Raw genomic sequence first — 23,381 nt, forward strand, 5'->3', positions numbered from 1 at the left:
TGGCTAAGCGTCAGGCCTTCACGCTTTCACGTCATTCACGCGCCGCACCTGGCTGCCGCTGCGCAGCGTGCCGAGGTTGGTGCGCACGATCTCGGTGCCGGCGTCGAGACCGGAGACGATCTCCACCATCCCGCTGCCTTCGTCGCGCACGCCCAGCTGCACCGGGCGCTCGGCCAGCACGTCCTTGTCGATGGCATAGACGAAGGCACGCTCGCCTTCCATGCGCAGGGCCGAGGCCGGCACCGCCACCACGCCGGACCGCTGCCCCAGCACCAGCGCGCCGCGCGCGAACATGCCGGCGCGCAGCTTCGCGTTGGCATTCTCCACGCGCACGTAGACCATGATGCTGCGGGTGCCCTGCATGACGGCCGGGTTGATCCGCACTAGCTTGCCGGTAAAGCGCCCGGCGCCTTCCACGTCGAGTTCGACCGCCTGGCCGGCGCTGGCGCGCGCCACGTCGGCCATCGGCACCGGCGCCTCCAGTTCCAGCACGCGCAGGTCGACCACATCGACCAGGCGCGTATCCGGCGACACCTTCTCGCCCGGCTGCACCGCGCGCGCGGCGACCATGCCGTCGAGCGGGGCCTTGACCACGGTGTCGGCCAGCGCCTTCTGCGCCACCGCCAGGCCGCCCTGGGCGGCATCGAGATTAGCGCGGGCCACGTCGAGGTCGGACTGGAACTTGTCGAACGCGGTCTTCGAGATAAAGCCCTTGCCGACCAGTTCGCGGTTGCGCTCCCAGGTCTGGCGCGAGTTCTGGAACTGCCCTTGCATGGCCAGCATCTGCCCGCGCGCCTGCGCCACCCTGGCCTCGTACTCGGTCGGGTCGATGCGCGCGATCACCTGTCCGGCGCGCACCGGCTCGCCTTCGCGCACCAGCACCTGCTGCACCTCGCCCGAGACCTTGGCCTTGACCGATGCCTGGTTCAGCGCGCGCAGGCTGCCCGACAGCGGCAGCGACACCTGCAGGTTCTGGCGGCCCACGTTGAAGAGGTCGGCCTGCAGGAACTCCACCACGTTCGCGGCGGCTTGTACTGGCGCTTGCGGCTGGCGCGCGCTGCCGGCCTTGCGCACGGCGGCCACGGCGCTCAGCACCACGATGACGCAGGCTACAGCGATGAGCAGGGTCTTTCGTTTCATGTCGGCTTTCGCGGGCGCGTGCCCGGGTCGTTGGCGGCATCGCCGTCCGCACTGCCGTCAGCACCGTCAGCACCGCCGTCCGTATCCCCGCCGCTTTGCGCCAGCATCTCGTCGCGGATGCGCTCCCACACGTAGGGGCCTTGCTGCGGCGGCAGCGGGCGCTCGCGCGCCTCGCCGGTGGTCAAGCCGAACAGCAGCGTGTCGAGCAGATGGTCGAGGAAGACCTCGGGGTCGATGTCCTTTTCAGAGGTGGCGCGCAGCGCGCGCTGCCACAGCATCAGGAACACCAGCGGGGCGCAGATCAGCGTGGTGGTGGGGTTGGCCGGCACCGGGCGGAACTCGCCGCGCGCCACGCCGCGCGCCAGCACCCTGGCGAACAGCTCGTCGCCCGGCATCATCACCTCTTTGTTATAGAAGCGGGCGATGTCGGGGAAGTTGGCCGACTCGGCCATGATCAGCTTCGTGATCCCGGCCACCCGCGTGGCGCCGATCAGGCCCCACCAGCCGCGCAGCAGCTCGCGCAGCAGTTCCGGGGTGCTGCCCTCGTAGCGGTCGACCAGCTCGGTGCCGCGCGACAGGGCCGGGACCAGGTTCTCACGCACCACGGACTTGAACAGTTCTTCCTTGTTGGCGAAGTACAGGTAGACCGTGCCCTTGGACACCCCGGCGGCCGCCGCCACGTCTTCCAGGCGCGTGGCCGCGTAGCCGCGCTCCACGAACAGGTCGAGCGCCGCCGCGACCAGCTCCTGCGGGCGCGCGGCCTTGCGCCGGCTCCAGCGCGGCGCATCGGCATCCTTGTGCGGTTCGACGGGTGTTTTCACGGGTGTCTTGCGAGGACTGCGGGGCACGGTGGGGCGGGGTGGGATGTTAATAACTTGTGGGTCAGTAATGTAGAGTAGCGCCATGTGAGGGTCAAGCGCGGCCGGGGCGGGCCTAGGGTACGCACCGAGGCGAATCCGAGACATGTGATGCCGGGGGCGCGCATGGCGGCCCTTACGGGGCCAGCCGGTTCGATCGCGCACATGGCGTTTTCCTTTTCTTACAGGAGGATGGCGGCGCTTCGGGCACAATGGCGCCTTGATGTCAGCCGCCTGGCTTGCCATGCCCTGCCGCGGCCTCCCTGAACCATTGCGATGAGTTGCCGGTCACACCTTTCCTGCCGCGCTGGCTGCGGCGCCTGTTGCATTGCCCCGTCGATTGCCTCGGCCCTGCCGGGCATGCCCGAGGGCAAGCCAGCGGGCGTGCCGTGCGCGCAGTTGCTGCCCGACATGCGCTGCGCGGTGTTCGGCCGCCCTGACCGGCCGGCGTTCTGCGCCGGCCTGAAGCCCGCGGCGGAAATGTGCGGCGACTCGCGCGAAGCCGCGCTGCGCTGGCTGACCCGACTCGAAATCCTGACCGCGCCACAGGCCACGCCTGCACGGCCCGGCTCGCGCGGGTGACGCCTGCCATAGTGCCGGCACGCCCGCCCAACTCCTGAACTCGGAGGCAACATGATCCGGACTTCCCGACGGCGCTGGCTGGCCGTCGCTGGCGCCACCGCGCTGGCCGCCGGCCTCGCCGCCTGCGGCGCGTTCCGCAACGAGTACACGTTCTCGCAAAGCCAGCTGCAGGCCGCGCTGGAGCGCAAGTTCCCGTTTAACAAGCGCTATATGGAGCTGTTCGACATCCAGCTCACCAATCCGCAACTGACGCTGGACCCGGTGCGCAACCGCGTCAACGTGCAATTCGACGCCGTCATCGACAACAAGCTGTTCTTCCGCCAGGCGCTGACGGGGCGCTTCGCGCTGGACAGCGGGCTGCGCTATGACGCGCCGACGCGCTCGGTGGTACTGCAGGACCCTGAAGTGCGGCGTTTCGACGTGCAGGGCATGCCGGCGCAGTTCTCGCGCCAGCTCAATGCGCTGGGTGGCATCCTGGCCGAGCAGCTGCTGCAGGACTATCCGCTCTATACGTTCCGGGAAGACCAGCTGCGCGTTGCCGGCACGCAGGTCGAGCCCGGTACAATCACCGTTTTGCCTGACGGCATCAACGTCAAGGTCAACCGCCCCTGATCGCCCTCGGGTAGCCGGGCGCTCGAACAACAAACCAGGCGGTCCGGCGCATGCCGGGCAACGCCGATGACAACGTTTCTCCGTTCCGCATGGAAATCGCACTTGCCCTGAAAGCCGTGATCCTCGGCATTGTCGAAGGACTGACCGAGTTCCTTCCCATCTCGAGTACCGGCCACCTGATCCTGGCGGGCCAATTGCTCGACTTCAACGACGAAAAGGGCAAGATCTTCGAGATCGTGATCCAGTTCGGCGCCATCCTGGCAGTCTGCTGGGAATTCCGTGCCCGCATCGGCAGCGTGGTGCGCGGGCTGGGCTCGGAGCCGAAGGCGCAGCGCTTTGCCATCAACGTGGTGATCGCGACCGCGCCGGCGATCATCCTGGCCTTTATCTTCGGCAAATGGATCAAGGCCCACCTGTTCAACCCGATCTCGGTGGCGCTGGCCTTTATCGTCGGCGGCGTGGTGATCCTGCTGGCCGAATGGCGCGACGCGCGCCGCGGCACGGTCTCGCATCCGCAGGGCAATGCGCTGCTGGAGGCGGCCAAGGCGGGCGCGCCGCGCATCGAATCGGTCGACGACCTGAACTGGGGCGATGCCCTCAAGGTGGGCCTGGCGCAGTGCTTCGCGCTGGTGCCGGGCACCTCGCGCTCGGGTGCCACCATCATCGGTGGCATGCTGTTCGGGCTGTCGCGGCAGGTGGCGACGGAGTTTTCGTTCTTCCTCGCGATCCCGGTGATCTTTGGCGCGACGGTCTATGAGCTGTACAAGGCGCGTGCGCTGCTGGACGCGGACGACCTCGGCGTCTTCGCGGTCGGCTTTGTCTTCGCCTTCCTGTCTGCGTTCCTGTGCGTGCGCTGGCTGCTGCGTTTTGTCGCCACGCACGATTTCAAGCCGTTTGCGTGGTATCGCATTGCGTTCGGCATCGTGGTGCTGTTCACCGCCTACTCCGGCCTGGTGTCCTGGCACGCGTAAGCGGGGCGAACATCCGGACAACAAAAAAGCGTGGCACTTGCCACGCTTTTTGTTTGTGCCTTGCGGCTGCGCTCAGGCCCGCTCAGGCCCGCTTAGGCCCGCTTAGGCCCGCTTGCGGAACACCACGTCCCACACCCCGTGCCCGAGCCGCACGCCGCGGCGCTCGAACTTGGTCACCGGACGGTAGTCCGGCCGCTCGGAAAAGCCATCCGCCGCGCTGGAGGTGTTCTCCAGCAGCGGTTCACCCGCCAGCACCTCGACCATCTGGTGCGCGTACTCTTCCCAGTCGGTCGCGCAGTGGATATAGCCACCGGGCTTCAGCCGCGCCGCCAGCAGCTTCACCAGCGGCGGCTGCACCAGCCGGCGCTTGTTGTGGCGCTTCTTGTGCCACGGGTCCGGGAAATAGATATGCACGCCGTCCAGGCTGTCGTCGGTCAGCATATGGGCGATGACCTCGACCGCGTCGTGCTGCAGGATGCGGATGTTCTCCAGCTCGCGCTCGTCGATCAGCTTGAGCAGGGCGCCCACGCCGGGCTCATGCACCTCGCAGCCCAGGAAATTGTCCTGCGGGCGCAACCCGGCGATATGCGCGGTGGTCTCGCCCATGCCGAAGCCGATCTCCAGGATCGACGGCGCCTTGCGGCCGAACGTGGCTTCCCAGTCCAGCGGCTGCGGCGCGTACGGCACCAGCATGCGCGGCCCGACCTCGTCGATGGCGCGCTGCTGACCGGTCGACGTCCGCCCGGCACGGCGCACGAACGAGCGGATGCGGCGCGGATGCGCAACGCCTTCGGGGTCGGCAGGGGAAGGGGCGGACGGCTGCTGGGCGTTGTCCACCGGCGTGGCGTCATCGGCCGGCGTCGGTCCGGTGCTGGGATCTTGGGGAAGCATGGCAACAAAAAAGCCGCCGGGCAGATCACCGTAACAGTGTTAACGGTGGCAATGGCGGCTTGTCTCGACTTGAGGTGGAGCGGGCGATGGGAATCGAACCCACGTCTTTAGCTTGGGAAGCTAAGGTAATGGCCATTATACGACGCCCGCGGAGCCGTGATTCTATGCGGGATCAGCAAGGGAGCGCAAGTCGGCGGCATGCCGGGCTGGAATCAAGGTGTCTTTTGTGCCACTCCCGCTTTGGGCGGTGCGTGGCGCCCGCGGCGGCGTATAGTGGCTGGCACGCTGGCCTGCCGCCATACGGCCTTCGATGACTACCACTCGCAACGTCAGGACGCCCCCACCTTGACCACGGACTTTTACGGCCGCTTTGAAGCGGAATGCCTGCCCCGCATCGTCGATGCCATCGGCAAGCAGCACCGGCGCGTGCAGCTGCATGCCTTGCCCGCCGAGGCCCCGAACCGCCCGCCGCGTCTGCGCATGACGGGCGACGGGCCGGCTGAATTGCGGCGCCATGCGCATCCGCTCGACGTCACGCTGGCGTGGGATGGGCTGGAGGTGCAGCGGCTGTTTGGCGCCGGAGGCGAGGCGCGCTTTGCCGGCTACCTGGCGGCGCTGCCGGGCAAGCTGCGCGCATGGCAGGAGCCGCGCGGCATCGATTTTGGCTCGCTGTCGCAGACGGATCCGGCCATCCTGATCGGCGGGCTGGATTTCGAGCGCTGAGCTGCCGCCCGGGCGTTACGGCGTTACGGCTCAGCCAGTCACGCGCAGGCGGCACACGGCGCTTTCAGACTGGCCCGGTGCCAGCCAGCGCAGCCCCTGGCCGTGGTGGATCGCATCGGGCAATCCCGCCCACGGTTCCACGCAATAAAAGTCAGACTGTTCGCTTTCGGACCACGTCGTAACGGCGTGCCAGCGCACGCTGCCAGCAACCTCGAGTTCGAAGGCGATGGTGCGCGCCGGCATCGACAGCATGGCGCCGGCAGCGCCGCGGAAGACGTGGTAGGTGTCCTGCAGGCGCGGGTCGTCGAGCCGGTAGGCCGGCTCGCCCGCGTCGGCCGGGCCCGGCGCGCCGTCGGGCAACTGGCGCACGCGATCGGCGGGCGGCAAGGCCAGCTTCGACGCGGCACGCTGCGCATGCGGCAGCGCAAAGTAGAAGTGGTGGCCGGGATAGCAGGGCAGCGGCTGGTCCCCGGTGTTGGTGGTGCGCAGCGTCACCTCCAGCCCGTCGGGCAGCAGCGCGTACACCGCGTCGAACACGAAGGCATAGGGGTAGCCTTGCCGCGTCTGCGCGCTGTCGCGCAGCGTCATGGTGATCGACCCGGCTGCATCGGTGGCGCCGGCTTCGAATGGCAGGTCGCGCGCAAAGCCATGCTGCGCCAGCGCGTGCACGGTGCCTTGCCGGTCGCGCCACTGCCCGGCGACGCCGTCCACGAAGTGCCGGCCGATAAACGGGAACAGCAGCGGATTGCCCCCGCGCACCTTGGCCGGGCGGCTCCAGTCGGCGTTGTCGGGCCAGTAGAGAATGTCCTCGCCGCGGTGCACCCAGCGCACCAGGCGCCCGCCGTATTGCGGGGCGAGCAGCAGGAAGTTGTCGGCATCGCCGACCCGGACCAGCGTCTGGCCCTGGAAGTCTTGTGTCTGGAGCAATGGCATGGTGTTCCTGGGCGCCGTGGCGGCGCGAGCAGCCGCCATGATAAGCCAGCGCGATGCCAGGCCGTGAGCAGGGGCAAGGCTCAGCCACTCGTGTAGATGGTATTGCGCACCAGCGGGTACACCTGCGTTTCCCAGCGCTTGCCGTTGAACACGCCATAGTGGCCGACCCCGGTTTGCACGTGATGCATCCGCATGTAAGGCCGCAGGCTCGGGCAGAGGTCCTGCGCCGCCATGGTCTGGCCGATGGCGCAGATGTCGTCGCGCTCGCCCTCGACCGTGAGCAGCGCGGTGCGGCGGATGGCGCGCGTGCACACGCGGCGTCCGGCGACGTCGAGCAGCCCCTGCGCCAGCAGGAAGCGCTGGAATACCAGGCTGACGGTCTCCAGGTAGAACTCCGCCGTCAGGTCCATGGTGGCGAAGTATTCGACATAGAAGTCGCGGATGGCGTCGGCCTTGTCGTGCTCGCCGCGCTCGCGATAGGCGTAGAGGTCGCGCAACGCCTGCTCATGACGCTCCAGGTTCATGCTCATGAACGCCAGCAGCTGCACATGGCCAGGGTAGACGCGCCGCATGCCGCCGGCGAAGCGTAGCGGCACCATGCCGATCAGCGTGCGCTCGAACCAGTCGAGCGGCTGGCTGATGGCCAGTTCGTTGACCTTGGTCGGGTTGACGCGCGCGTCGATCGGGCCGGCCATCAGCGTCAGGCTGGGCGGCTGGGCGGGATCGCCGTCCTCGGCCATGATGGCCGCCGCCGCCAGTGCGGCCACGGTAGGCTGGCACACCGCCACGACGTGCGTGCCGCCGCCGAGCGCCTGCAGGAAGTGGATCAGGTGCTGCACGAATTCATCGAAGCCGAAGCGCCCGGCCACCAGCGGGATATCGCGCGGATTGTGCCAGTCGGTGATATAGACGTCGTGGTCGGCCAGCATGGTCTGCGCGGTGCCGCGCAACAAGGTGGCAAAGTGGCCGGACATCGGCGCCACCAGCAGCACGCGCGGCTGGCCGCCGATGCCCTGGCGGCGGAAGTGCAGCAGGGAGCAGAACGGCGTGCGCAGCACCACTTCCTCGGTGACCGGCACCGGCCGGCCGGCGACCATCGCGCTGTCGATGCCGAAGGCCGGGCGATGGTGGGTCAGGCGCCCGAGCGCGATGATCTCGCAGGCGGCGCGCAGCGTGCGTACGGTATCGAAGCCGCTCGTCCTGGGTTGGGCGGCCAGCGTTGCCGCGGCCAGTTCCGCCAGCGTGCATGCCGGCAGTATGATGTCCGCGTAGGTCTGGTACGCGTAATACAGCATGACTGGGCCCCCGTGGTTCTGGTGTCCCCAACCCGCAATATATATGCCATTTGCGCGCGCTTGGCATGCGCTTTGCGCGGTGCCACGCGCAAGGCAGCGATGCCTGCGCAAAGTTGTGCAAGCTGCGCCCGCCGCAGCGGCCAAGCATCGTTTCATGATGGTTGCCGGGGGCGCAGGCATCAGACTGGTGCCCAATGGTACGAACGGTACGAACGGTGCCGCACCAGTGCACCGTCCAAGTGCGCCGCTAAGGAGGCGTGATGAGCAAGACCACACTCACTATCAGCAGCAAGACCTATTCGTCGTGGTCGCTGCGCGGCTGGCTGCTGGCCCGCTTTGCCGGCCTGGAGTTCGAGGAAGTGCTGGTCCCGCCGGACGATGCCGCCGCCCGCGCCGAAATCCTGCTGCTGTCGCCGTCGATCCTGGTGCCCTGCCTGCGCCACCAGGGTGTGACGGTCTGGGACACGCTCGCCATCGCCGAATACCTGAACGAGATCCGTCCCAAGGCCGGCCTGCTGCCCGAGGACCGCGCCGCGCGCGCGCACTGCCGCGCCATCTGCGGCGAGATGCACTCCGGGTTTGCGGCGATGCGCTCGGCGCTGCCGATGAACCTGAAGGGGAATTTCCCGGGGATGAAGGTGTGGTCGCGCGCGCAGGCGGACATCGACCGCATCACGGCCATCTGGACCGAGTGCCTGACGCGCTATGGCGGGCCTTACCTGTTTGGCTCGCGCACCATGGCCGATGCCATGTACGCGCCGGTGGTGACGCGCTTTGTGACCTACGGCGTGATGCTCGACCCGGAGCCGGTTTCCTACTGCAAGCAGATCCTGGCGATGCCGGAGCTGCAGGAGTGGATTGCGGCGGCGCGCGCGGAACCCGACGAGATCAGCGAGCTGGACGTCGAGTTCTAGCCGCCGCCGCTGCCTACGCCGTGGCGGACTCGGCTTGCCGCGCCTGCAGGAAACGCGCGGCGTAGTCGAAGTACCAGTCGAGCGTATCCGGGTTGGCCATGGCATCGCGGTTGGCGATGCTGGCCGGCGCGTGGCCGAGCAGCAGCTTCTTGATCGGCACTTCCATCTTCTTGCCCGACAGCGTGCGCGGCACGCCCGGCACCTGCACGATCTCGTTGGGCACGTGGCGCGACGAAAGTGCCTCGCGGATGCGCGCGCGCAGGGTGTCGCGCAGTGCGTCGTCGAGCATCAGCCCTTCGCGCAGTACCACGAACAGCGGCATGTAGGACTCGCGGCCCAGGTATTCCAGGTCGACCACCATGCTGTCGAGCACTTCCGGCAGGTCTTCCACCACGCGGTACAGCTCGCTGGTGCCCATGCGGATGCCGTGGCGGTTGATGGTGGCGTCCGAACGCCCGTAGATCACCGCGCCGCCGCGCGGCGTGATCCTGATCCAGTCGCCATGCCGCCAGGCGCCGGGATAGGTGTCGAAATAGCTGTCGCGGTAGCGCTTGCCGTCGGCATCGCCCCACAGGAACAGCGGCATCGACGGCATCGGCTCGGTGCAGACCAGCTCGCCGACCTGGTCAGTCAGCGCCTGCCCGTTGTCGTCGAACGCCTGCACCTTGGCGCCCAGGCAGCGGCACTGCATCTCGCCCGAATAGACCGGCAGCAGCGGGCAGCCCGCCACGAACGAGCCGGCAAAGTCGGTGCCGCCCGACATCGGCACCAGCCAGATGTCTTCGCGCACGTGGCGGTAGATCCAGTCGTAGGCCTCGACCGGCAGCGGCGAGCCGGTCGAGCCCAGGCCGTGCAGCCGCGACAGGTCGGCGATGCGCGCCGGCTCGATGCCCGCCTTCATGCAGCTGGTGAAGAACGCCGCGCCGGCCCCGAACATGGTCACGCCGGCATCGTCGACAAAGCGCCACAGCACGCCGGCGTCGGGCCAGGCCGGGTTGCCGTCATAGAGTGCGATGGTGGTGCCGAGCAGCAGGCCGGCGACCTGCGCGTTCCACATGATCCAGCCGCTGCTGCTGTACCAGTGAAAGACGTCGTCCGGGCCGAGGTTGTTGTGGAACGCCATCAGCTTGAGCTGCTCGATGACGATGCCGCCGTGGCCATGCACGATCGGCTTGGGCATGCCGGTGGTGCCGGAGGAGTAGACGATCCACAGCGGATGGTCGAAGGGCACCGGCTCGATAGTCAGCGGCACGTCGTGCGCGAGCACGTCCGGCCACGCATGGGTGCGTATGCCGGACGGCGCGGGTACGCTCGCGCCGACTTGCGGCACCAGCACCAGGTCGGTCAGCGAGGGCAGGGCGGCTACCAGTTCCGCCAGCACCGGCCCGCGCTCGTAGAGCTTGCCGCCATAGCGGTAGCCGTCGACGGCGATCAGCACCTTCGGCCCTATCTGGCGGAAGCGGTCGATCACCGCCACCTGGCCCATGTCGGGCGCGCAGCCGGACCAGACCGCGCCCAGGCTGGCGGTGGCCAGGAAGGCGACGATGGTGGCGGGGATATTGGGCAGGTAGCCGGCAATGCGGTCGCCGCGCTGCACGCCCATCTGGCGCAGCGAATGCGCCAGCGAGGCGACCTGGGCTTCGAGGGTAGCCCAGCTGATATCCGTCAGTGGCTGCGCTTCGCCGGCATAGCGGATGGCGGTGCGCTCGCGGGCAGCGCCTGTGCCTGCGTGGCGGAACACCTGCTGCACATAGTTCAGCGTGGCGCCCTCGAACCAGCGCGCGCCCGGCATGGTGCGCCGGTCCAGCACCTGCGCCGCGGGCGTGTCGAAATGGACGTCGAAGTAGGCGCGCACCGCGTCCCAGAAGGCTTCCAGCTCGGTGACGGACCACTGCCACAGGCTGTCGTAGTCGTCAAAGGCGAGACCGCGCTCGGCGCGCAGCCAGCGCATGAAGGCGGCGATCTGGCTGCTGTCGCGGAACGCCCCGGACGGCGTCCACATCAGGTTCCCTTCGGTCAAAGGGGCAGTGCTGCTCATGTCTCCTCCTTGGGCCCGTCTGTCGCGGGTATCGGATGGTGGGTGATGGGGATCCCGGGCGCCTGTGGCGGCACCCGGGCATCAGCGTGACATGATAGCCGGGGATGGAGACGGTTGCCGGTCAGGTGCCCGCCGGCCGGTCGAACAGGCTTTCCCACATGGTGTCGACCCTGGCCTTGACCGCCGCCTCCATGGAGATCGGCGTACCCCATTCGCGCGTGGTCTCGCCGGGCCACTTGTCGGTGGCGTCGATGCCCATCTTGGAACCCAGGCCCGACACCGGGGAGGCGAAGTCCAGGTAGTCGATCGGCGTGTTGTCGACCAGCACCGTGTCGCGGCTGGGGTCGACGCGCGTGGTGATGGCCCAGATCACTTCCTTCCAGTCGCGCACGTCGACATCGTCGTCGACCACGACGATGAATTTCGTATACATGAACTGGCGCAGGAAGCTCCATACCCCGAACATCACGCGCTTGGCATGGCCGGCGTACTGCTTCTTCATGCGCACCAGCGCCATGCGGTAGCTGCAGCCTTCCGGCGGCAGGTAGAAGTCGGTGATTTCCGGGAACTGCTTTTGCAGCAGCGGCACGAACACCTCGTTCAGCGCCACGCCCAGCACGGCGGGCTCGTCGGGCGGCTTGCCGGTGTAGGTGGAGTGGTAGATCGGGTCGCGCCGCATGGTGATGCGGTCGATGGTGAACACCGGGAACCAGTCCTGCTCGTTGTAGTAGCCGGTGTGGTCGCCGAACGGGCCTTCCAGCGCATGCTGGTAGCCGGACGGGTGGTTCGGGTCCGGCTGGATATGGCCTTCCAGCACGATCTCGGCCGACGCCGGCACGCTTAGTTCGGACAGGGTCGGCGTCACGCAGCCGGCCAGCGCGGTGCGGCTGCCGCGCAGCAGGCCGGCGAACTGGTACTCGGACAGCGTATCGGGCACCGGCGTCACCGCGCCCAGGATGGTGGCGGGGTCGGCGCCCAGCGCCACCGCGATCGGGAACGGCTTGCCGGGGTTGGCCAACGCATGCTCGCGGAAGTCGAGCGCGCCGCCGCGGTGTGCCAGCCAGCGCATGATGACCTGGTTGCGGCCGATCACCTGCTGGCGGTAGATGCCCAGGTTCTGGCGCTTCTTGTGCGGTCCCTTGGTGACGACCAGGCCCCAGGTGATCAGCGGCGCGGCGTCGCCGGGCCAGCAGGTCTGGATCGGCAGGCGCGCCAGGTCGACGTCATTGCCTTCCCAGACCACCTCCTGGCAGGCCGGGCTGCTGACGCGCTTTGGTGCCATATCCCACACAGATTTGGCGAGTGTAAACAGCTTGCCCGCTTCGCGCAGTCCGCGCGGCGGCTCGGGTTCCTTCAGGGCTGACAGCACGCGGCCGATGTCGCGCAGGTCTTCCATCGATTCGGCACCCATGCCGAGTGCGACCCTGTGTGTCGTACCGAACAGATTGGCCAGTACCGGGACGCTATAGATACCGTCACCGGCCGCCGCGCCGGCGGGCCGTTCGAACAGCACGGCGGGGCCGCCGGCACGCAGCAGCCGGTCGCAGACCTCGGTCATTTCCAGGTTGGGCGAGACCGGGCGGGAGATGCGGCGAAGTTCGCCCATCTGCTCGAGTTGGCCGATAAAGTCGCGCAAGTCTTTGTATTGCATAGTGAATTCGGTTTGGCGCGGGCCGTGTGCGGCCGGCGCAAGGCGGCATCCAAGTCGGTGACGATACACATACACCGGCGCCCCGGCAAAAAAATCAGCAAATCGGGGTGGGGGAAATTGTAAGTTTTTTGTCGTCGCAGCCGTGGCGTCAAGGTCTGCGAGGCTAGGCCAGGACTATGTTTGCGGGTCCAAGAGTGATGCGGGCGCGACAAGATAAGGCTTGTTACAAATAACCAAAAGTAGTGTGAATCGTTATTCTTATGCTTGACGAGGTATAACACCGTTCCTACAATCCGGTCTTGCTGATGGAGTGTTGCGTTGCAACATAAATTTCACCCTTGTGTCAAGGGGTGCACATAGAAAAAGTGCGGGGGGATCGCACGATTCGCTCCAGTCAGATCGAACAGACCGAGGTTACCGGCCCGATGCAATAGCGGGCCGAGGCGGTTGCCTCCGGCAGGGAGCCGGAGCGTTTTACGGTTGTCGAGATAAGTCGTGGCAGGGTGGGCTCCCCCAGAGTCGACCCTGTTTCCAGTTGGGCGCATGGGGAGCGCCTGCCAACAGATGCTTGGCTGTCACTGCTAGACGGCGCGGCATCCTTACTTGAGTACGTTGAGATCGGGCGTATGCCGCAGTCTGGCATGCGAAGCGGGCAACGGATGGAGGTAAGCATGAGCGGTTGGAAAACCCTTCATCTTCCCGGCATCGGACGCGCCTTGCAGGTTCGCCTCCGACAGCCGGTACCCGGAGTGAGTCGGGCATTGCAGGTCCGTCTCGCGCATCCGGTCGCGGGCCGCGCCTTGCGCGGTGGCCGCACAACGCTGAAGTACGCGCTGAACAGCCTTGGCGTGGTTGCGGTCGTCTCGGCCGTGTCGCTGTGGCTGAGCCAGGAATGGCGCACCACGCTGGCGGCGCTGCTGGCTGGCGATGAGGCACCGGCGGTGCTGGTCGCCGCCGCCATGCCGACGGCGGAAGTGGCGCCGGCCGTGGCCAGCGCAGCCGTGCCGGCCCTGTCGGCCGACGCCGCTGCCGCCCGTCTGGCACGCGGCAAGGGCGGCCTGCCGACGGTTTCGGGCGTGGACGAATGGGGCCTGGCGGCGAACGCCAAGGTGCCGTCGGTCGCGCACCTGGCCGAGCGGATCCCGGTCACGCGCGTGGCGGCGGACGCCCGCAATACCGCCACGCTCGGCACCGCGCGCGAGCAGGCGGCCGTGGCCGACTACATCGCCCGCAAGTACCGCGTGGCGGCGCAGGCCACCGCGCAACTGGTCAAGGCAGCCTACCTGACCGGCCGCGAGGTCGGCATCGACCCGCTGCTGATCCTGGGCGTGATCGCGATCGAGTCCAGCTTCAACCCGTACGCCGAGAGCGGCGTGGGCGCGCAGGGCCTGATGCAGGTCATGACCAAGGTCCACCAGGACAAGTACGAGGCCGTGGGCGGCGTCGCCGCGGCGCTGAACCCGTACGCCAATATCAAGATCGGTGCGCTGGTGCTGAAGGACTGCATCGCCCGCGCCGGCTCGATCGAAGGCGGCCTGAAGTACTACGTCGGCGCCACCACGGCGACCGATGGCGGCTACGGCGCCAAGGTGCTGGCCGAGCGTGCCCGCCTGCGCCAGCTGATTGGCGTGCGCGCGGCGCCGGCTGACAACGGCAAGGCGGGTGGAAGCGGCAAGGCACCAGCCGAGCATGCCGCGCCGACCGAGAAGCTGGAAGCCAGCAACGGCTCGAACAACGCCTGAGGCTTTTGCGCCGGCTCTCCTAACAGAAAAAGCACCCCGCGGGGTGCTTTTTCTGTTTCCGGGGCCGCTGCGCTGTGCTGTCGGCTCAGCCGCGGAACAGCTTCGCCAGCCGTGCCATTGCCTCTTCGATGTTCTCGCGCGAGGTCGCATACGAGATGCGGATGTAGTCGCTTGCGGTATGCGGCCCGAAATCCTGCCCCGGCACCATCACCACGCCCGCATCGTGCAGCATCGCCTGCGTCAGCCGGTCGGCATCGCCGGCCGCCGGGTGGTTGACGCCGCGGCAGTCGGCATAGACGTAGAAGGCGCCGTCCGGGCGCACCGGCACGCGCAGGCCCAGCGCCTCCAGCGCCGGCACGACCAGGTCGCGGCGGCGGCGGAACTCGGCCTTGCGTTCGTCGTAGATTGCCAGCGCCTCGGGGGTGAAGCAGGCGAGCGCCGCATATTGCGCCACTGCGGAGGCGCAGATAAAGAGGTTCTGGGCGACCTTTTCGAAGGCCTCGACCAGCGCATCCGGCACCACCAGCCAGCCCAGCCGCCAGCCGGTCATGTTGAAGTACTTGGAGAAGCTGTTCACAGTGACCACGTTGTCGTCCAGGCTCAGCGCCGAGACCGGCGCGGCGTCGTACGACAGGCCCTGGTAGATCTCGTCGACGATGGCGAAGCCGTTGCGGGCACGCACCGCCTGCAGGATGCGGCCGAGCTCGTCGGGCAGGATCGAGGTGCCGGTCGGGTTGGATGGCGTGGCCAGCAGCACGCCGCAGGTCTGCTCGCGCCAGTTGGCCTCGACCTGTGCTGCGGTGAGCTGGAAGCGCTCCGCCGGGCCGCTCGGGATCATGCGCGCCGCGCCGTCGAAGGCGGCGACGAAGTGGCGGTTGCACGGGTAGCTGGGATCGGGCATCAGCACTTCGGCGCCAATCTCGACCAGCACCGCGCACGCCAGCAGCAGCGCGCCGGAAGCGCCCGCCGTGACGATCACGCGGCGTGCCGGGATGTCCAGGCCGTAGGCCGTCTTGTAGTAGCCGGCGATGGCCTCGCGCAGCGGATGGATGCCAAGCGCACCGGTGTATTGCGTGACGCCGCGGCGCATCGCCGCCTCGGCCGCGCGCACCACCGGCTCGGCGGCGGTGAAGTCCGGCTCGCCGATGCCCATGTGCACGATATGGCGGCCGGCGCGCTCGAGTTCGGCGGCCTGCTTGGCCAGTTCCATGACGTGGAAGGCATTGATGTTGGCGACGCGGGCGGCGGTGGCAAGACGTTGCATGTCCATGGCGATGGGGAGAGAGGCGGGCGGAGCCCGTTCAGCAAAAAGAATACGTATAAACGAAAACACCCGCCGCGGCGGGTGTTTCGTCAGGTCCTGGTGCCGGCGCAAGCGCCAGCCGGATGACCGCTCAACGGCGCGCCGCGACCTCGGCCGCGCGCACCTGGGCGGCGAGCTTGTCCAGCACGCCGTTGACGTACTTGTAGCCTTCGACGCCGCCAAAGGTCTTGGTCAGCTCAACCGCTTCGTTGATCACGACCTTGTATGGGATGTCGAGGCAGTGCACCAGCTCGTAGCTGCCGACCAGCAGCGCGGCGCGCTCCACCGGCGACAGCTCGTCCACGGTGCGGTCCAGGAACGGCTCGAACGCGGCGGTCAGGCGGGCCTCTTCACGCACGGTGCCGTTGAGCAGCGCGTCGAAGTGCTCGCGGTCGGCCTTGTTGAAGCCCTGGGCGTCATGCAGGTGGGCCTGGATCGCGCCGATGTCGTTGCGGTTCAGCAGCCATTGGTACAGGCCCTGCAGCGCCAGCTCGCGCGAGCGGCGGCGCGCGCTCTTGGGCGGTGCCTTGGCTTCGGTGCGGGCCGCGGGCTTGTTGCCGGCGGGCTTGCCGGCGTCATTGCCGCCCGCGTTCTCGGGGGCGTTGGACGTATTACTCATCATCGTCCTCATCGTCTTCCTGGCCGCGCAGCGAGTCCAGCGCATCGACCAGGTTGGCCATCTCCACCGCGGCGCGGGCGCAGTCGCGGCCCTTTTCGCGGGTGCGGGCATGGGCCTGCTCGTCAGTGTCGACGGTCAGGATGCCGTTGGCGACCGGCACGTTGAAATCCAGGCCGACGCGGGTGATGCCGGCGCCGGATTCGTTCGAGACCAGCTCGAAGTGGTAGGTCTCGCCGCGCACCACGGCGCCGAGCGCGACCAGCGCGTCGAACTGGCCGCTCTCGGCCATCTTCTGCAGTGCCAGCGGCACTTCCAGCGCGCCGGGGACGGTCACCACCAGGGTGTCCTCGCCTTCGACGCCGAGCTTTTCCAGCTCGGCCACGCAGGCTTCGAGCAGCTCGGCGCAGACCGGCTCGTTGAAGCGCGCCTGCACGATGCCGATACGCAGGCCTTCACCGTCGAGGTTGCTGGGGTAGAAGCCGTGATCCATTGTTCAAGTTCTCCAGTTTTTCGGGGCGGCCGCGGCGGCTTGGCGCCGCGGCCGGGGTGTATTGGGGGAGGCTCAGGGGAAGCTTAGTCCGGGAAGGCTCAGTCGGCCTGGCCGTTCATGGGCTGGTAGCCGGTCACTTCCAGGTCGAAGCCGGTCATGCTGGGCATGCGCTGCCGGGCAGCCAGCACGCGCATCTTGCCGACGCCGACATCCTTCAGGATCTGCGCGCCCATGCCGTAGGTGCGCAGGTCCGGCTTGCGGCGGGGGCGGGTCTGCGGTGCGTCGAGTGCGGTGAACTGCGTGAACAGCTGCTCGACGGTGTCGCCGCAGTTCAGCAGCACGATCACGCCGCTGTCGGCCTGGTCGATGGCCTGCATCGCCGCCGGGATGCTCCACGAATGCGTGGTCGACTTCACTTCCAGCAAGTCCAGCACGGAGAAGGGCTCGTGCACGCGCACCAGCGTTTCCTTGTCCGGCGTCGGCGCGCCGCGCACCAGTGCCAGGTGTGCCTGGCCGGTCGGCTTGTCGCGGTAGGCGATGCTGCGGAAGGTGCCGTACGGCGTCTGCATGTCGCGTTCGCCGACGCGCTCGATGATGCTCTCGGTGCGGCTGCGGTAGTGGATCAGGTCGGCAATGGTGCCGATCTTCAGGTCGTGTTCCCGGGCGAATTCGATCAGGTCGGGCAGGCGCGCCATGGTGCCGTCGTCCTTCATGATCTCGCAGATCACGGCGGCGGGCGTCAGGCCGGCCAGGGCGCCCAGGTCGCAACCGGCCTCGGTATGGCCGGCGCGGATCAGCACGCCGCCGGGCTGGGCCGTCAGCGGGAAGATATGGCCGGGCTGGACCAGGTCGGCCGGCCTGGCGTCGCGGGCCACCGCGGCCTGCACGGTGCGGGCACGGTCGGCGGCCGAGATGCCGGTGGTCACGCCTTCGGCGGCCTCGATCGACACCGTGAAGTTGGTGCCGTGCTGGGTGCCGTTGCGGGTGACCATCGGGTGCAGGTCCAGCTGGCGGCAGCGCTCGGCGGTCAGCGTCAGGCAGATCAGGCCGCGGCCGTGCTTGGCCATGAAGTTGATCGCCTCGGGAGTGACGAAGTCGGCAGCCAGCACCAGGTCGCCTTCATTCTCGCGGTCTTCCTCGTCAACAAGGATGACCATGCGGCCGGCACGGATGTCGGCAATGATGTCTTCGGTACGGGCGATTGTCATGGCGTGCAGGACGGCAAATTGAGGCGAAACGAGCGAAATGCCGCGAATAAGGCGGACGGGAACGGTGGCCGCGTCGGGAGGCGGCCGGACTGAGGCGGGGCGTCGGGCCTGGCCCGCCAGGGCATATACGCCCGGCAGGATGCCCAGTCAAGCCGGGTATTGTACGCCAAGGCAGGCGGCGCGGGCGGCCGCGCCGCGGGAAAGTGCGGCGGCGGCACGGGCCTACTTGCCGGTGTCAGTGGCCGACAGCATCCGCTCCACGTAGCGCGCGATCAGGTCGATTTCCAGGTTCACGCGGGCGCCGGGCTTGAGCTCCTGCAGCGTGGTCACCTCGACCGTGTGCGGGATCAGGTTGATCGAGAACACGCAGCCGTCGGCTTCGTCGCTGACGCGGTTGACCGTCAGCGAGACGCCATTGACCACCACCGAGCCCTTGTAGGCCAGGTAGCGGGCCAGCTCGCGCGGCGCGCGGATGCGCAGTTCATGCGATTCGCCGACGGGCGCGAAATGCACCACTTCGCCCAGTCCGTCGACGTGCCCGGAGACCAGGTGGCCGCCGAGGCGATCGGCCAGCCGCAGCGCCTTCTCCAGGTTGACGCGGCCGGCGCTCTCCAGGCCGACGGTCTTGTCGAGCGACTCGCGCGAGACCTCGACGTCGAAGCTGTCCTCGCCCATGGCGATCACCGTCATGCAGGCGCCCTGGATCGCGATGCTGTCGCCGACGATCACATCGGACAGGTCCAGGCCGCCGGCGGCGACATGCAGGCGCACGCCGGCATCGGCGGCACCCAGCGGGGTTACGGTTTCGATGCGGCCGACGGCCGCGACAATGCCTGTGAACATGGTGGTGTCTTCTGTCTTGGTCAATCTGGGATTGGGCGATTAGGCGATTAGGCGATTAGGCGATCATGCGATCAGGCGTCGTTGCGGCGCGCGATCAGCCGCAGGTCGTCGCCGATCTGCCGGATTTCATGCCAGCGGAACTGCGCGGCATCCTGCAGCCGCGCCAGCGGCGGCAGGTTGAACATGCCCTGCGCGTCGCCAAGCAGCTTGGGCGCCAGGTAGATCAGCAGCTCGTCGGCGCAGTGTTCGCGCACCAGCGAGCCATTGAGCTTGAAGCCCGCTTCGACGTGCAATTCGTTGATGCCGCGCCGGCCCAGCTCCTGCAGCATCCGGGGCAGCTCGACCTTTCCGTGCGGGTTGGGCAGGACCACCACTTCGGCGCCGCGCGCTTCCAGCGCCCGCTGGCGTTCGCGGTCTTCCACCGCGCAGAACACCAGCACCGGCTTGGCGAACTCGCCGGCGTCCGGCGCCAGGATCTTTGCGTCGAGCGGCACTTCCAGCCGCGAGTCGACCAAAACCCGCTGCGGCTGGCGTGGGGTGGCGAGCGCGCGCACGGTCAGCGCCGGGTCGTCGTCGCGGACCGTGCCGATGCCGGTCAGGATCGCGCAGGCGCGCGCGCGCCAGGCATGGCCGTCGTCGCGCGCCGCCTGGCCGGTGATCCACTGGCTGGTGCCGTCATGCAGCGCGGTGCCGCCGTCCATCGACGCCGCCACCTTGACCCGCACCCACGGCAGCCCGCGCGTCATGCGCGACACGAAACCGATGTTGAGATCGCGCGCTTCCTTTTCCAGCAGGCCGCAGCGGACGTCGATGCCGGCATCGCGCAGGCGCTGCAGGCCGCGTCCGGAGACCGAGGGGTTGGGGTCTTCCATTGCCGCTACCACCCGCGCCACGCCGGCGCGCACCAGCGCATCGGCGCATGGCGGCGTGCGGCCGAAGTGGCTGCACGGCTCGAGCGTGACGTAGGCGGTGGCGCCGTCCGGATCCAGCCCGCGCGACAGCGCGTCTTTTATCGCCTGGATTTCGGCATGGTCCTGTCCGGCCGGCTGGGTGTAACCCTGGCCGATGACCTGGCCGTCCTTGACCAGCACGCAGCCGACGCGCGGATTGGGCGTGGTGGTGAACATGCCCCGCGCGGCGAGCGCGAGGGCCTGTTGCATGGCGGCGTGGTCGGTATCGGAAAACATGGCGCCTGTAGCTCGTGGCCGGTTTGCTGTGGATGGGAGGAGAGTCTGTCCGGGGTTCCAGGGTTACAGCGGCTCGGGCCCGTCCGCTGCATCGCAATCGCTGTCGCGGCCCGGCGTGCAGAGCCGGATGCGGCCCTGGGCGCCAAGGCGCACCTGGCGCTGCGCGCCGCGGCAGCTGAGCGCGAAGGTGGCGGCCTGGAAGCCGCCTTGTTCAGACCGAGAGTATCCCACAGCTGTGAATCGCACCGTATGGCTGTCGCGGCCGGTCTGCCGCAGCGCCACGCGCAGGCAGGACGCGGCGGGCTCGACCACCGCCAGCGGCGTCGTAGCCGGGCCGGGTCCGGCCAGCAGTTGCCAGCCGCGGTCGAGGCCGGGCTGTCCGTCCAGAGGCTGTAGCGTCACTTCGATGCGGCGCGCCATCGCAGTGGAGCGCGCCAGCGCCAGCGACGCGGCAAGCCGGTCGGCGGCCTGGTCCACCGCCTGGCGCGCCAGCAGTGCGCTGAAGGATGGCCAGGCCGTGGCGGCCAGCACCGCCAGGATGGCGAGGCAGGCCAGCAGCTCGGCCAGGCTCACGCCGGCGCAGCGAGGAACGCGTGGCATCTCAGCACTCTGCCGGCAACGGGCCCGGCCGGTCCGCGTTCTCCGGCCAGGACAGCCACTGGCCGGTGCTGCGCAGGATCAGGACGCCGCACTGCTGGTCGGGCTGGCGCGGCGTGGCGCGCAGTTCGACGCAGGTGTCCAGGCTCGCCGCCGGGCAGGGCGCTGCCGAAATGACATGCCGTGCCAGGCCGGTTGCCGGCACCGGGCGCGGCCAGTCGCCGGCCACGGTGTCGCCTCCGGGCTGCGTGGCGAAGCTCATGGCTCCCGCGGCGTGCCGTTCCAGCTCCAGCAAGGCAGAGGCCAGTTCGGCGCGTGCCTGGGCGCGCCAGCCGCGCCGGAGATGCTCGTGCCAGGCGGGCACGGCAAGCGAAGCCAGCAGCGCGGCGATCACCACCACGGCCATGAGCTCGATCAGGGAAAAGCCGCGCGGACTCATGGTGCCGTCTCCTTGGCCGGACCCGCCAGTTCGCGCCATGCCAGCCGGCCGGTGCGACGGCTTGCCACCACGTGTGCAAGGCGCGTTGCCACGCCGTTCTCCACTGCCCATAGCGCCAGCGCGTGGACCTCGCGGCCGGCACTGCCGGCCTGGGGTGTCATCCCCGGCAGGGTTTCACGGGTGAAGATCGGCGGGCCTTCGCTGACTTGCCCGGTGACAAAGGGAAGCACCGGCGCGCCGTCCGTCTTGCGGCCGACTGACTCGCCAGTGGCACCCAGCACGAGGTAGCTCCGCTGCCTGCCGTCCGGCAGCCGTGTCACGACGACGAGGTAGCCCGGCGAGGCCAAGCTGACGCGCTCGATCTGTTCGTCGGCATCGGGCAGGACAAGGTGCCAGCCAACCGTTTGCGCCGACGGCCTCTGGCCCGGTGCGGCCTGGAGGACAAAGCCGGCGCCTTGTGCTCGCACTTCGATGCTGGCGGGCTGGCTGGCGGCATGGGTGCCATCGGCTACGGCGGCCAGTTCGTTGCCGGCCGCATAGACCACCAGCGGTTGCGCCGGCGTGCCCAGCACCACCGGCGGGGCCGGCTCGGCAAGGCCGACCCCGCCGCGCAGGCGATACAGGCAGGTGGCCGGCGGCGCAGGCTGCTGCCGCAGGACATCGCCCAGCGCAAAACGCCACAGCTGGCCGTCAGCATCGGTGGCGTACGCAGCCAGCGCAGTGCCGTCGAACGCCTTTGCCACGGTCACGGCGCGCAGCGCGGCCGCCGATGGCGTGCCGTCGCAGCCTTGCCCGGCCACGCGCAGCATGCGCCATGGCGCCGCTGGCGTGTCGAGCGGCAGCAGCGCAAGCCCGGGCTCCGCCGGTGGTGCCAGCAGTGCGATGGCATGCCAGCGCGGCGCCTGGCTGTCGCTTAGCGCGGCCACGCGAACCGGCCCGATGCCGGCAAGCGGCAAGGCCGGCGTGGCCGCCTGTTCCCACAGCAACCGCAATGGCAGCGCGGCGTCTGGTTCGGTGATGTCTAGTGCAAACACCCCGGCAATGTCCTCCGGCCCGCCGCGGAACGCGCACAGCAGCAGCGTGCGCCAGGCACCGCCGACGACGGCGTCGGTGCTTTCGGGGCGGGGGCAGGGATTGGGCGCGACCGGGGCCCTGGACTCGGCCATGGCGGCGGCCAGCGGCAGCAACGTGCGGGGCAGGTAGACGGCACGCTCCTCGCCGTTGACGGCATCGAAGCCGTGCAGCTGGCCATCGACGGTGCCGAGCCATGCCATGTGTGGCCGCTGTGCATGGCGCACGCGGAAGGGAGCATGGCCAGGCTGTCCCGGCTGCCACGCCGGCGGCGCGACCACCAGCACGCGCGCGCCGCGCGCGCTGGCCAGCCGCGTCTCGCGCGGGCGCAGCGCGGGATTGGCATTGTCGCCGCGCAGCCAGGCCAGTTGCTGGACGTCGAGTCGCTCGCGCGTGGCATCGTCCAGGTCGGGCCATTGGAGCGCCACCAGCCGCTCCGGCTGGAGCATGGACGCCGGCAGCGAGGTGTAGATCCTGCGCGATGGGAGTTGCCTGGCATCCAGCAAGGCACCCGCTTCCCACAGGCCCGACAGTGGCTGGCGATCGTCGGTGCCGACGAGCGACGCTTGCCAGCCGACTGCGCGCAACCGGCCAGTCCAGGATTTTGCGCCGGGTTCGATCTGGTAAGCGAGCGGGAGCTGGCCGGCAGTGCTGTCATTGCCGGCCGCAACCGCCAGGACAGGCAGCAGCGGGAGCACGCAGGCAAGCATAAGGGCGGCGCGTAGGTTCATGGCTGCACGATGCTCTGCACGACGGCCCGTACCGCGGGCGAGCGGCCGAAGCCGACGGCGGTGATGCGCAGCCGCGGCAAGGCCGGCCGGCCTTCGTCAGGCATGGGGCCGTAGTCGAGCAGCTCGGCAACGTAACGCGGCGCCGTAAAAGAACCTGCAAAGGCTTCCGGCACGATGGCAACGCCGCTTGCCGGCACGCCAATCGCCAGGTCCGTAGCCAGGCCATGCAGCCACGGCTGCCATACCGGCGTGCGCGCGTGCGCAGTGTTGCACAGCGCCGCCTGCGCGCCGCGACCGCATTCGCCCGCGGCGGGCCACTGGCCGAAGCGGTCGTCACTGCCACCGGCGGCGGCGAGCAGTTCCGCCTCCGCCTCGAGCAGGGCGGCTTCTGCTGCCCGGAACGCGATCTCGCGATCGCGGCCGGCGGCCGCCAGTTGCCGGCCTGCCAAAAGCATTTGCAGCATGGCCGCCGCGGTGGCGGCGACCAGCAGCAGCATCGTCGCCGCGAACAGCAGCGTGATGCCGCCGGCCTGCGTCATCGCGT

General features: G+C 68.7%; 23 protein-coding genes and 1 tRNA gene. 6 read left to right on the forward strand and 18 right to left on the reverse strand.

Annotated features, from left to right (window positions below):
* Nucleotides 1–18: 18 nt before the first annotated feature.
* Together IPF36_RS02955 and IPF36_RS02960 are read right to left on the reverse strand one after the other, a co-directional pair.
* Nucleotides 19–1,140, reverse strand: a complete 1,122-nt coding sequence (locus IPF36_RS02955) for an efflux RND transporter periplasmic adaptor subunit (protein WP_195427287.1) — start codon at nt 1,138–1,140, stop codon at nt 19–21.
* Nucleotides 1,137–1,988 (reverse strand): TetR/AcrR family transcriptional regulator, encoded by an 852-nt coding sequence (locus IPF36_RS02960; RefSeq protein WP_240745895.1) that lies wholly within the window; start codon nt 1,986–1,988, stop codon nt 1,137–1,139. Before IPF36_RS02960 ends, IPF36_RS02955 begins: the two co-directional genes overlap by 4 nt.
* 285 nt (nt 1,989–2,273) lie before the next feature.
* Between IPF36_RS02960 and IPF36_RS02965 the strand changes: the two genes are divergently transcribed.
* The 3 genes from IPF36_RS02965 to IPF36_RS02975 all read left to right on the forward strand — a co-directional run bounded on the left by IPF36_RS02965 (nt 2,274) and on the right by IPF36_RS02975 (nt 4,162).
* On the forward strand, nt 2,274–2,579 hold the full coding sequence (locus IPF36_RS02965; protein ID WP_135705716.1) for a YkgJ family cysteine cluster protein: 306 nt from the start codon (nt 2,274–2,276) through the stop codon (nt 2,577–2,579).
* A 51-nt stretch (nt 2,580–2,630) separates the two neighbouring features.
* Nucleotides 2,631–3,191, forward strand: a complete 561-nt coding sequence (locus IPF36_RS02970) for a DUF1439 domain-containing protein (protein ID WP_133092442.1) — start codon at nt 2,631–2,633, stop codon at nt 3,189–3,191.
* Between the two features lie 89 nt (nt 3,192–3,280).
* On the forward strand, nt 3,281–4,162 hold the full coding sequence (locus IPF36_RS02975) for an undecaprenyl-diphosphate phosphatase (RefSeq protein WP_135706301.1): 882 nt from the start codon (nt 3,281–3,283) through the stop codon (nt 4,160–4,162).
* Nucleotides 4,163–4,264: 102 nt separating this feature from the next.
* Here the strand turns inward: IPF36_RS02975 and trmB are convergent, their stop codons facing one another.
* Nucleotides 4,265–5,053: a tRNA (guanosine(46)-N7)-methyltransferase TrmB gene (gene trmB / locus IPF36_RS02980; RefSeq protein WP_135705715.1), complete on the reverse strand. Its 789-nt coding sequence runs from the start codon at nt 5,051–5,053 to the stop codon at nt 4,265–4,267.
* Nucleotides 5,054–5,128: 75 nt separating this feature from the next.
* Nucleotides 5,129–5,203, reverse strand: a tRNA-Gly gene (locus IPF36_RS02985).
* Nucleotides 5,204–5,398: 195 nt separating this feature from the next.
* Between IPF36_RS02985 and IPF36_RS02990 the strand changes: the two genes are divergently transcribed.
* Nucleotides 5,399–5,776, forward strand: a complete 378-nt coding sequence (locus IPF36_RS02990; RefSeq protein WP_133092440.1) for a DUF5594 family protein — start codon at nt 5,399–5,401, stop codon at nt 5,774–5,776.
* Nucleotides 5,777–5,806: 30 nt separating this feature from the next.
* On the opposite strand, the gene IPF36_RS02995 is transcribed toward IPF36_RS02990, so the two are convergent.
* The gene (locus IPF36_RS02995; RefSeq protein WP_195427288.1) at nt 5,807–6,709 is read right to left on the reverse strand and encodes an aldose epimerase; all 903 of its coding nucleotides are present in this window, start codon (nt 6,707–6,709) and stop codon (nt 5,807–5,809) included.
* A gap of 80 nt (nt 6,710–6,789) precedes the next feature.
* A complete protein-coding gene (locus tag IPF36_RS03000; RefSeq protein WP_135705711.1) occupies nt 6,790–8,004 on the reverse strand; it encodes a polyhydroxyalkanoate depolymerase in 1,215 nt (404 codons plus the stop codon).
* Between the two features lie 260 nt (nt 8,005–8,264).
* On the opposite strand from IPF36_RS03000, the gene IPF36_RS03005 reads away from it, so the two are divergent.
* On the forward strand, nt 8,265–8,918 hold the full coding sequence (locus tag IPF36_RS03005) for a glutathione S-transferase family protein (RefSeq protein WP_133092437.1): 654 nt from the start codon (nt 8,265–8,267) through the stop codon (nt 8,916–8,918).
* 13 nt (nt 8,919–8,931) lie between these two features.
* Here IPF36_RS03005 and IPF36_RS03010 read toward each other — a convergent pair whose 3' ends face one another.
* Together IPF36_RS03010 and ubiD are read right to left on the reverse strand one after the other, a co-directional pair.
* Nucleotides 8,932–10,956 (reverse strand): acetoacetate--CoA ligase, encoded by a 2,025-nt coding sequence (locus tag IPF36_RS03010; RefSeq protein WP_195427289.1) that lies wholly within the window; start codon nt 10,954–10,956, stop codon nt 8,932–8,934.
* A gap of 121 nt (nt 10,957–11,077) precedes the next feature.
* Complete coding sequence (gene ubiD / locus IPF36_RS03015; RefSeq protein ID WP_135705708.1) at nt 11,078–12,607, reverse strand: 4-hydroxy-3-polyprenylbenzoate decarboxylase; 1,530 nt, start codon at nt 12,605–12,607, stop codon at nt 11,078–11,080.
* A gap of 671 nt (nt 12,608–13,278) precedes the next feature.
* Between ubiD and IPF36_RS03020 the strand changes: the two genes are divergently transcribed.
* On the forward strand, nt 13,279–14,349 hold the full coding sequence (locus tag IPF36_RS03020; protein WP_195427290.1) for a lytic transglycosylase domain-containing protein: 1,071 nt from the start codon (nt 13,279–13,281) through the stop codon (nt 14,347–14,349).
* Nucleotides 14,350–14,434: 85 nt separating this feature from the next.
* Here IPF36_RS03020 and IPF36_RS03025 read toward each other — a convergent pair whose 3' ends face one another.
* From IPF36_RS03025 to IPF36_RS03070, 10 genes are all read right to left on the reverse strand, one after another.
* Complete coding sequence (locus tag IPF36_RS03025) at nt 14,435–15,619, reverse strand: pyridoxal phosphate-dependent aminotransferase (RefSeq protein ID WP_195427291.1); 1,185 nt, start codon at nt 15,617–15,619, stop codon at nt 14,435–14,437.
* Nucleotides 15,620–15,743: 124 nt separating this feature from the next.
* Nucleotides 15,744–16,271, reverse strand: a complete 528-nt coding sequence (nusB, locus tag IPF36_RS03030) for a transcription antitermination factor NusB (protein ID WP_133092509.1) — start codon at nt 16,269–16,271, stop codon at nt 15,744–15,746.
* A complete protein-coding gene (ribH, locus tag IPF36_RS03035) occupies nt 16,264–16,761 on the reverse strand; it encodes a 6,7-dimethyl-8-ribityllumazine synthase (protein WP_029045447.1) in 498 nt (165 codons plus the stop codon). The genes nusB and ribH overlap by 8 nt, the downstream gene beginning before the upstream one ends.
* Nucleotides 16,762–16,859: 98 nt before the next feature.
* Nucleotides 16,860–17,969, reverse strand: coding sequence for a bifunctional 3,4-dihydroxy-2-butanone-4-phosphate synthase/GTP cyclohydrolase II (gene ribBA, locus IPF36_RS03040; protein WP_133092432.1), 1,110 nt, complete (start codon nt 17,967–17,969; stop codon nt 16,860–16,862).
* Nucleotides 17,970–18,191: 222 nt separating this feature from the next.
* A complete protein-coding gene (locus tag IPF36_RS03045; RefSeq protein ID WP_135705704.1) occupies nt 18,192–18,812 on the reverse strand; it encodes a riboflavin synthase in 621 nt (206 codons plus the stop codon).
* Nucleotides 18,813–18,883: 71 nt separating this feature from the next.
* A complete protein-coding gene (ribD, locus tag IPF36_RS03050; RefSeq protein WP_133092430.1) occupies nt 18,884–19,999 on the reverse strand; it encodes a bifunctional diaminohydroxyphosphoribosylaminopyrimidine deaminase/5-amino-6-(5-phosphoribosylamino)uracil reductase RibD in 1,116 nt (371 codons plus the stop codon).
* A 63-nt stretch (nt 20,000–20,062) separates the two neighbouring features.
* Nucleotides 20,063–20,599, reverse strand: coding sequence for a GspH/FimT family pseudopilin (locus tag IPF36_RS03055; protein WP_135705702.1), 537 nt, complete (start codon nt 20,597–20,599; stop codon nt 20,063–20,065).
* Nucleotide 20,600: 1 nt separating this feature from the next.
* Nucleotides 20,601–21,035 (reverse strand): type IV pilin protein, encoded by a 435-nt coding sequence (locus tag IPF36_RS03060; RefSeq protein WP_195427292.1) that lies wholly within the window; start codon nt 21,033–21,035, stop codon nt 20,601–20,603.
* The gene (locus IPF36_RS03065) at nt 21,032–22,837 is read right to left on the reverse strand and encodes a PilC/PilY family type IV pilus protein (protein WP_195427293.1); all 1,806 of its coding nucleotides are present in this window, start codon (nt 22,835–22,837) and stop codon (nt 21,032–21,034) included. Before IPF36_RS03065 ends, IPF36_RS03060 begins: the two co-directional genes overlap by 4 nt.
* Nucleotides 22,834–23,376 carry a pilus assembly protein gene (locus IPF36_RS03070; protein ID WP_240745894.1) on the reverse strand — a complete coding sequence of 181 codons (543 nt, stop codon included), beginning with the start codon at nt 23,374–23,376 and terminating at the stop codon, nt 22,834–22,836. Before IPF36_RS03070 ends, IPF36_RS03065 begins: the two co-directional genes overlap by 4 nt.
* Nucleotides 23,377–23,381 lie beyond the last annotated feature (5 nt).

The organism is Cupriavidus sp. IK-TO18 (assembly GCF_015549295.1).
In the GTDB taxonomy this organism is placed as follows: domain Bacteria; phylum Pseudomonadota; class Gammaproteobacteria; order Burkholderiales; family Burkholderiaceae; genus Cupriavidus; species Cupriavidus oxalaticus_A.

Bases quoted from the DNA above. Each gene is read 5' to 3' on its own strand.
- IPF36_RS02955 (WP_195427287.1), bottom strand. From the start codon at position 1,140: ATGAAACGAAAGACCCTGCTCATCGCTGTAGCCTGCGTCATCGTGGTG.
- IPF36_RS02965 (WP_135705716.1), top strand. From the start codon at position 2,274: ATGAGTTGCCGGTCACACCTTTCCTGCCGCGCTGGCTGCGGCGCCTGT.
- IPF36_RS02970 (WP_133092442.1), top strand. From the start codon at position 2,631: ATGATCCGGACTTCCCGACGGCGCTGGCTGGCCGTCGCTGGCGCCACC.
- IPF36_RS02975 (WP_135706301.1), top strand. From the start codon at position 3,281: ATGGAAATCGCACTTGCCCTGAAAGCCGTGATCCTCGGCATTGTCGAA.
- trmB (WP_135705715.1), bottom strand. From the start codon at position 5,053: ATGCTTCCCCAAGATCCCAGCACCGGACCGACGCCGGCCGATGACGCC.
- IPF36_RS02995 (WP_195427288.1), bottom strand. From the start codon at position 6,709: ATGCCATTGCTCCAGACACAAGACTTCCAGGGCCAGACGCTGGTCCGG.
- IPF36_RS03000 (WP_135705711.1), bottom strand. From the start codon at position 8,004: ATGCTGTATTACGCGTACCAGACCTACGCGGACATCATACTGCCGGCA.
- IPF36_RS03005 (WP_133092437.1), top strand. From the start codon at position 8,265: ATGAGCAAGACCACACTCACTATCAGCAGCAAGACCTATTCGTCGTGG.
- IPF36_RS03010 (WP_195427289.1), bottom strand. From the start codon at position 10,956: ATGAGCAGCACTGCCCCTTTGACCGAAGGGAACCTGATGTGGACGCCG.
- ubiD (WP_135705708.1), bottom strand. From the start codon at position 12,607: ATGCAATACAAAGACTTGCGCGACTTTATCGGCCAACTCGAGCAGATG.
- IPF36_RS03020 (WP_195427290.1), top strand. From the start codon at position 13,279: ATGAGCGGTTGGAAAACCCTTCATCTTCCCGGCATCGGACGCGCCTTG.
- IPF36_RS03025 (WP_195427291.1), bottom strand. From the start codon at position 15,619: ATGGACATGCAACGTCTTGCCACCGCCGCCCGCGTCGCCAACATCAAT.
- nusB (WP_133092509.1), bottom strand. From the start codon at position 16,271: ATGAGTAATACGTCCAACGCCCCCGAGAACGCGGGCGGCAATGACGCC.
- ribH (WP_029045447.1), bottom strand. From the start codon at position 16,761: ATGGATCACGGCTTCTACCCCAGCAACCTCGACGGTGAAGGCCTGCGT.
- ribBA (WP_133092432.1), bottom strand. From the start codon at position 17,969: ATGACAATCGCCCGTACCGAAGACATCATTGCCGACATCCGTGCCGGC.
- IPF36_RS03045 (WP_135705704.1), bottom strand. From the start codon at position 18,812: ATGTTCACAGGCATTGTCGCGGCCGTCGGCCGCATCGAAACCGTAACC.
- ribD (WP_133092430.1), bottom strand. From the start codon at position 19,999: ATGTTTTCCGATACCGACCACGCCGCCATGCAACAGGCCCTCGCGCTC.
- IPF36_RS03055 (WP_135705702.1), bottom strand. From the start codon at position 20,599: ATGCCACGCGTTCCTCGCTGCGCCGGCGTGAGCCTGGCCGAGCTGCTG.
- IPF36_RS03060 (WP_195427292.1), bottom strand. From the start codon at position 21,035: ATGAGTCCGCGCGGCTTTTCCCTGATCGAGCTCATGGCCGTGGTGGTG.
- IPF36_RS03065 (WP_195427293.1), bottom strand. From the start codon at position 22,837: ATGAACCTACGCGCCGCCCTTATGCTTGCCTGCGTGCTCCCGCTGCTG.
- IPF36_RS03070 (WP_240745894.1), bottom strand. From the start codon at position 23,376: ATGACGCAGGCCGGCGGCATCACGCTGCTGTTCGCGGCGACGATGCTG.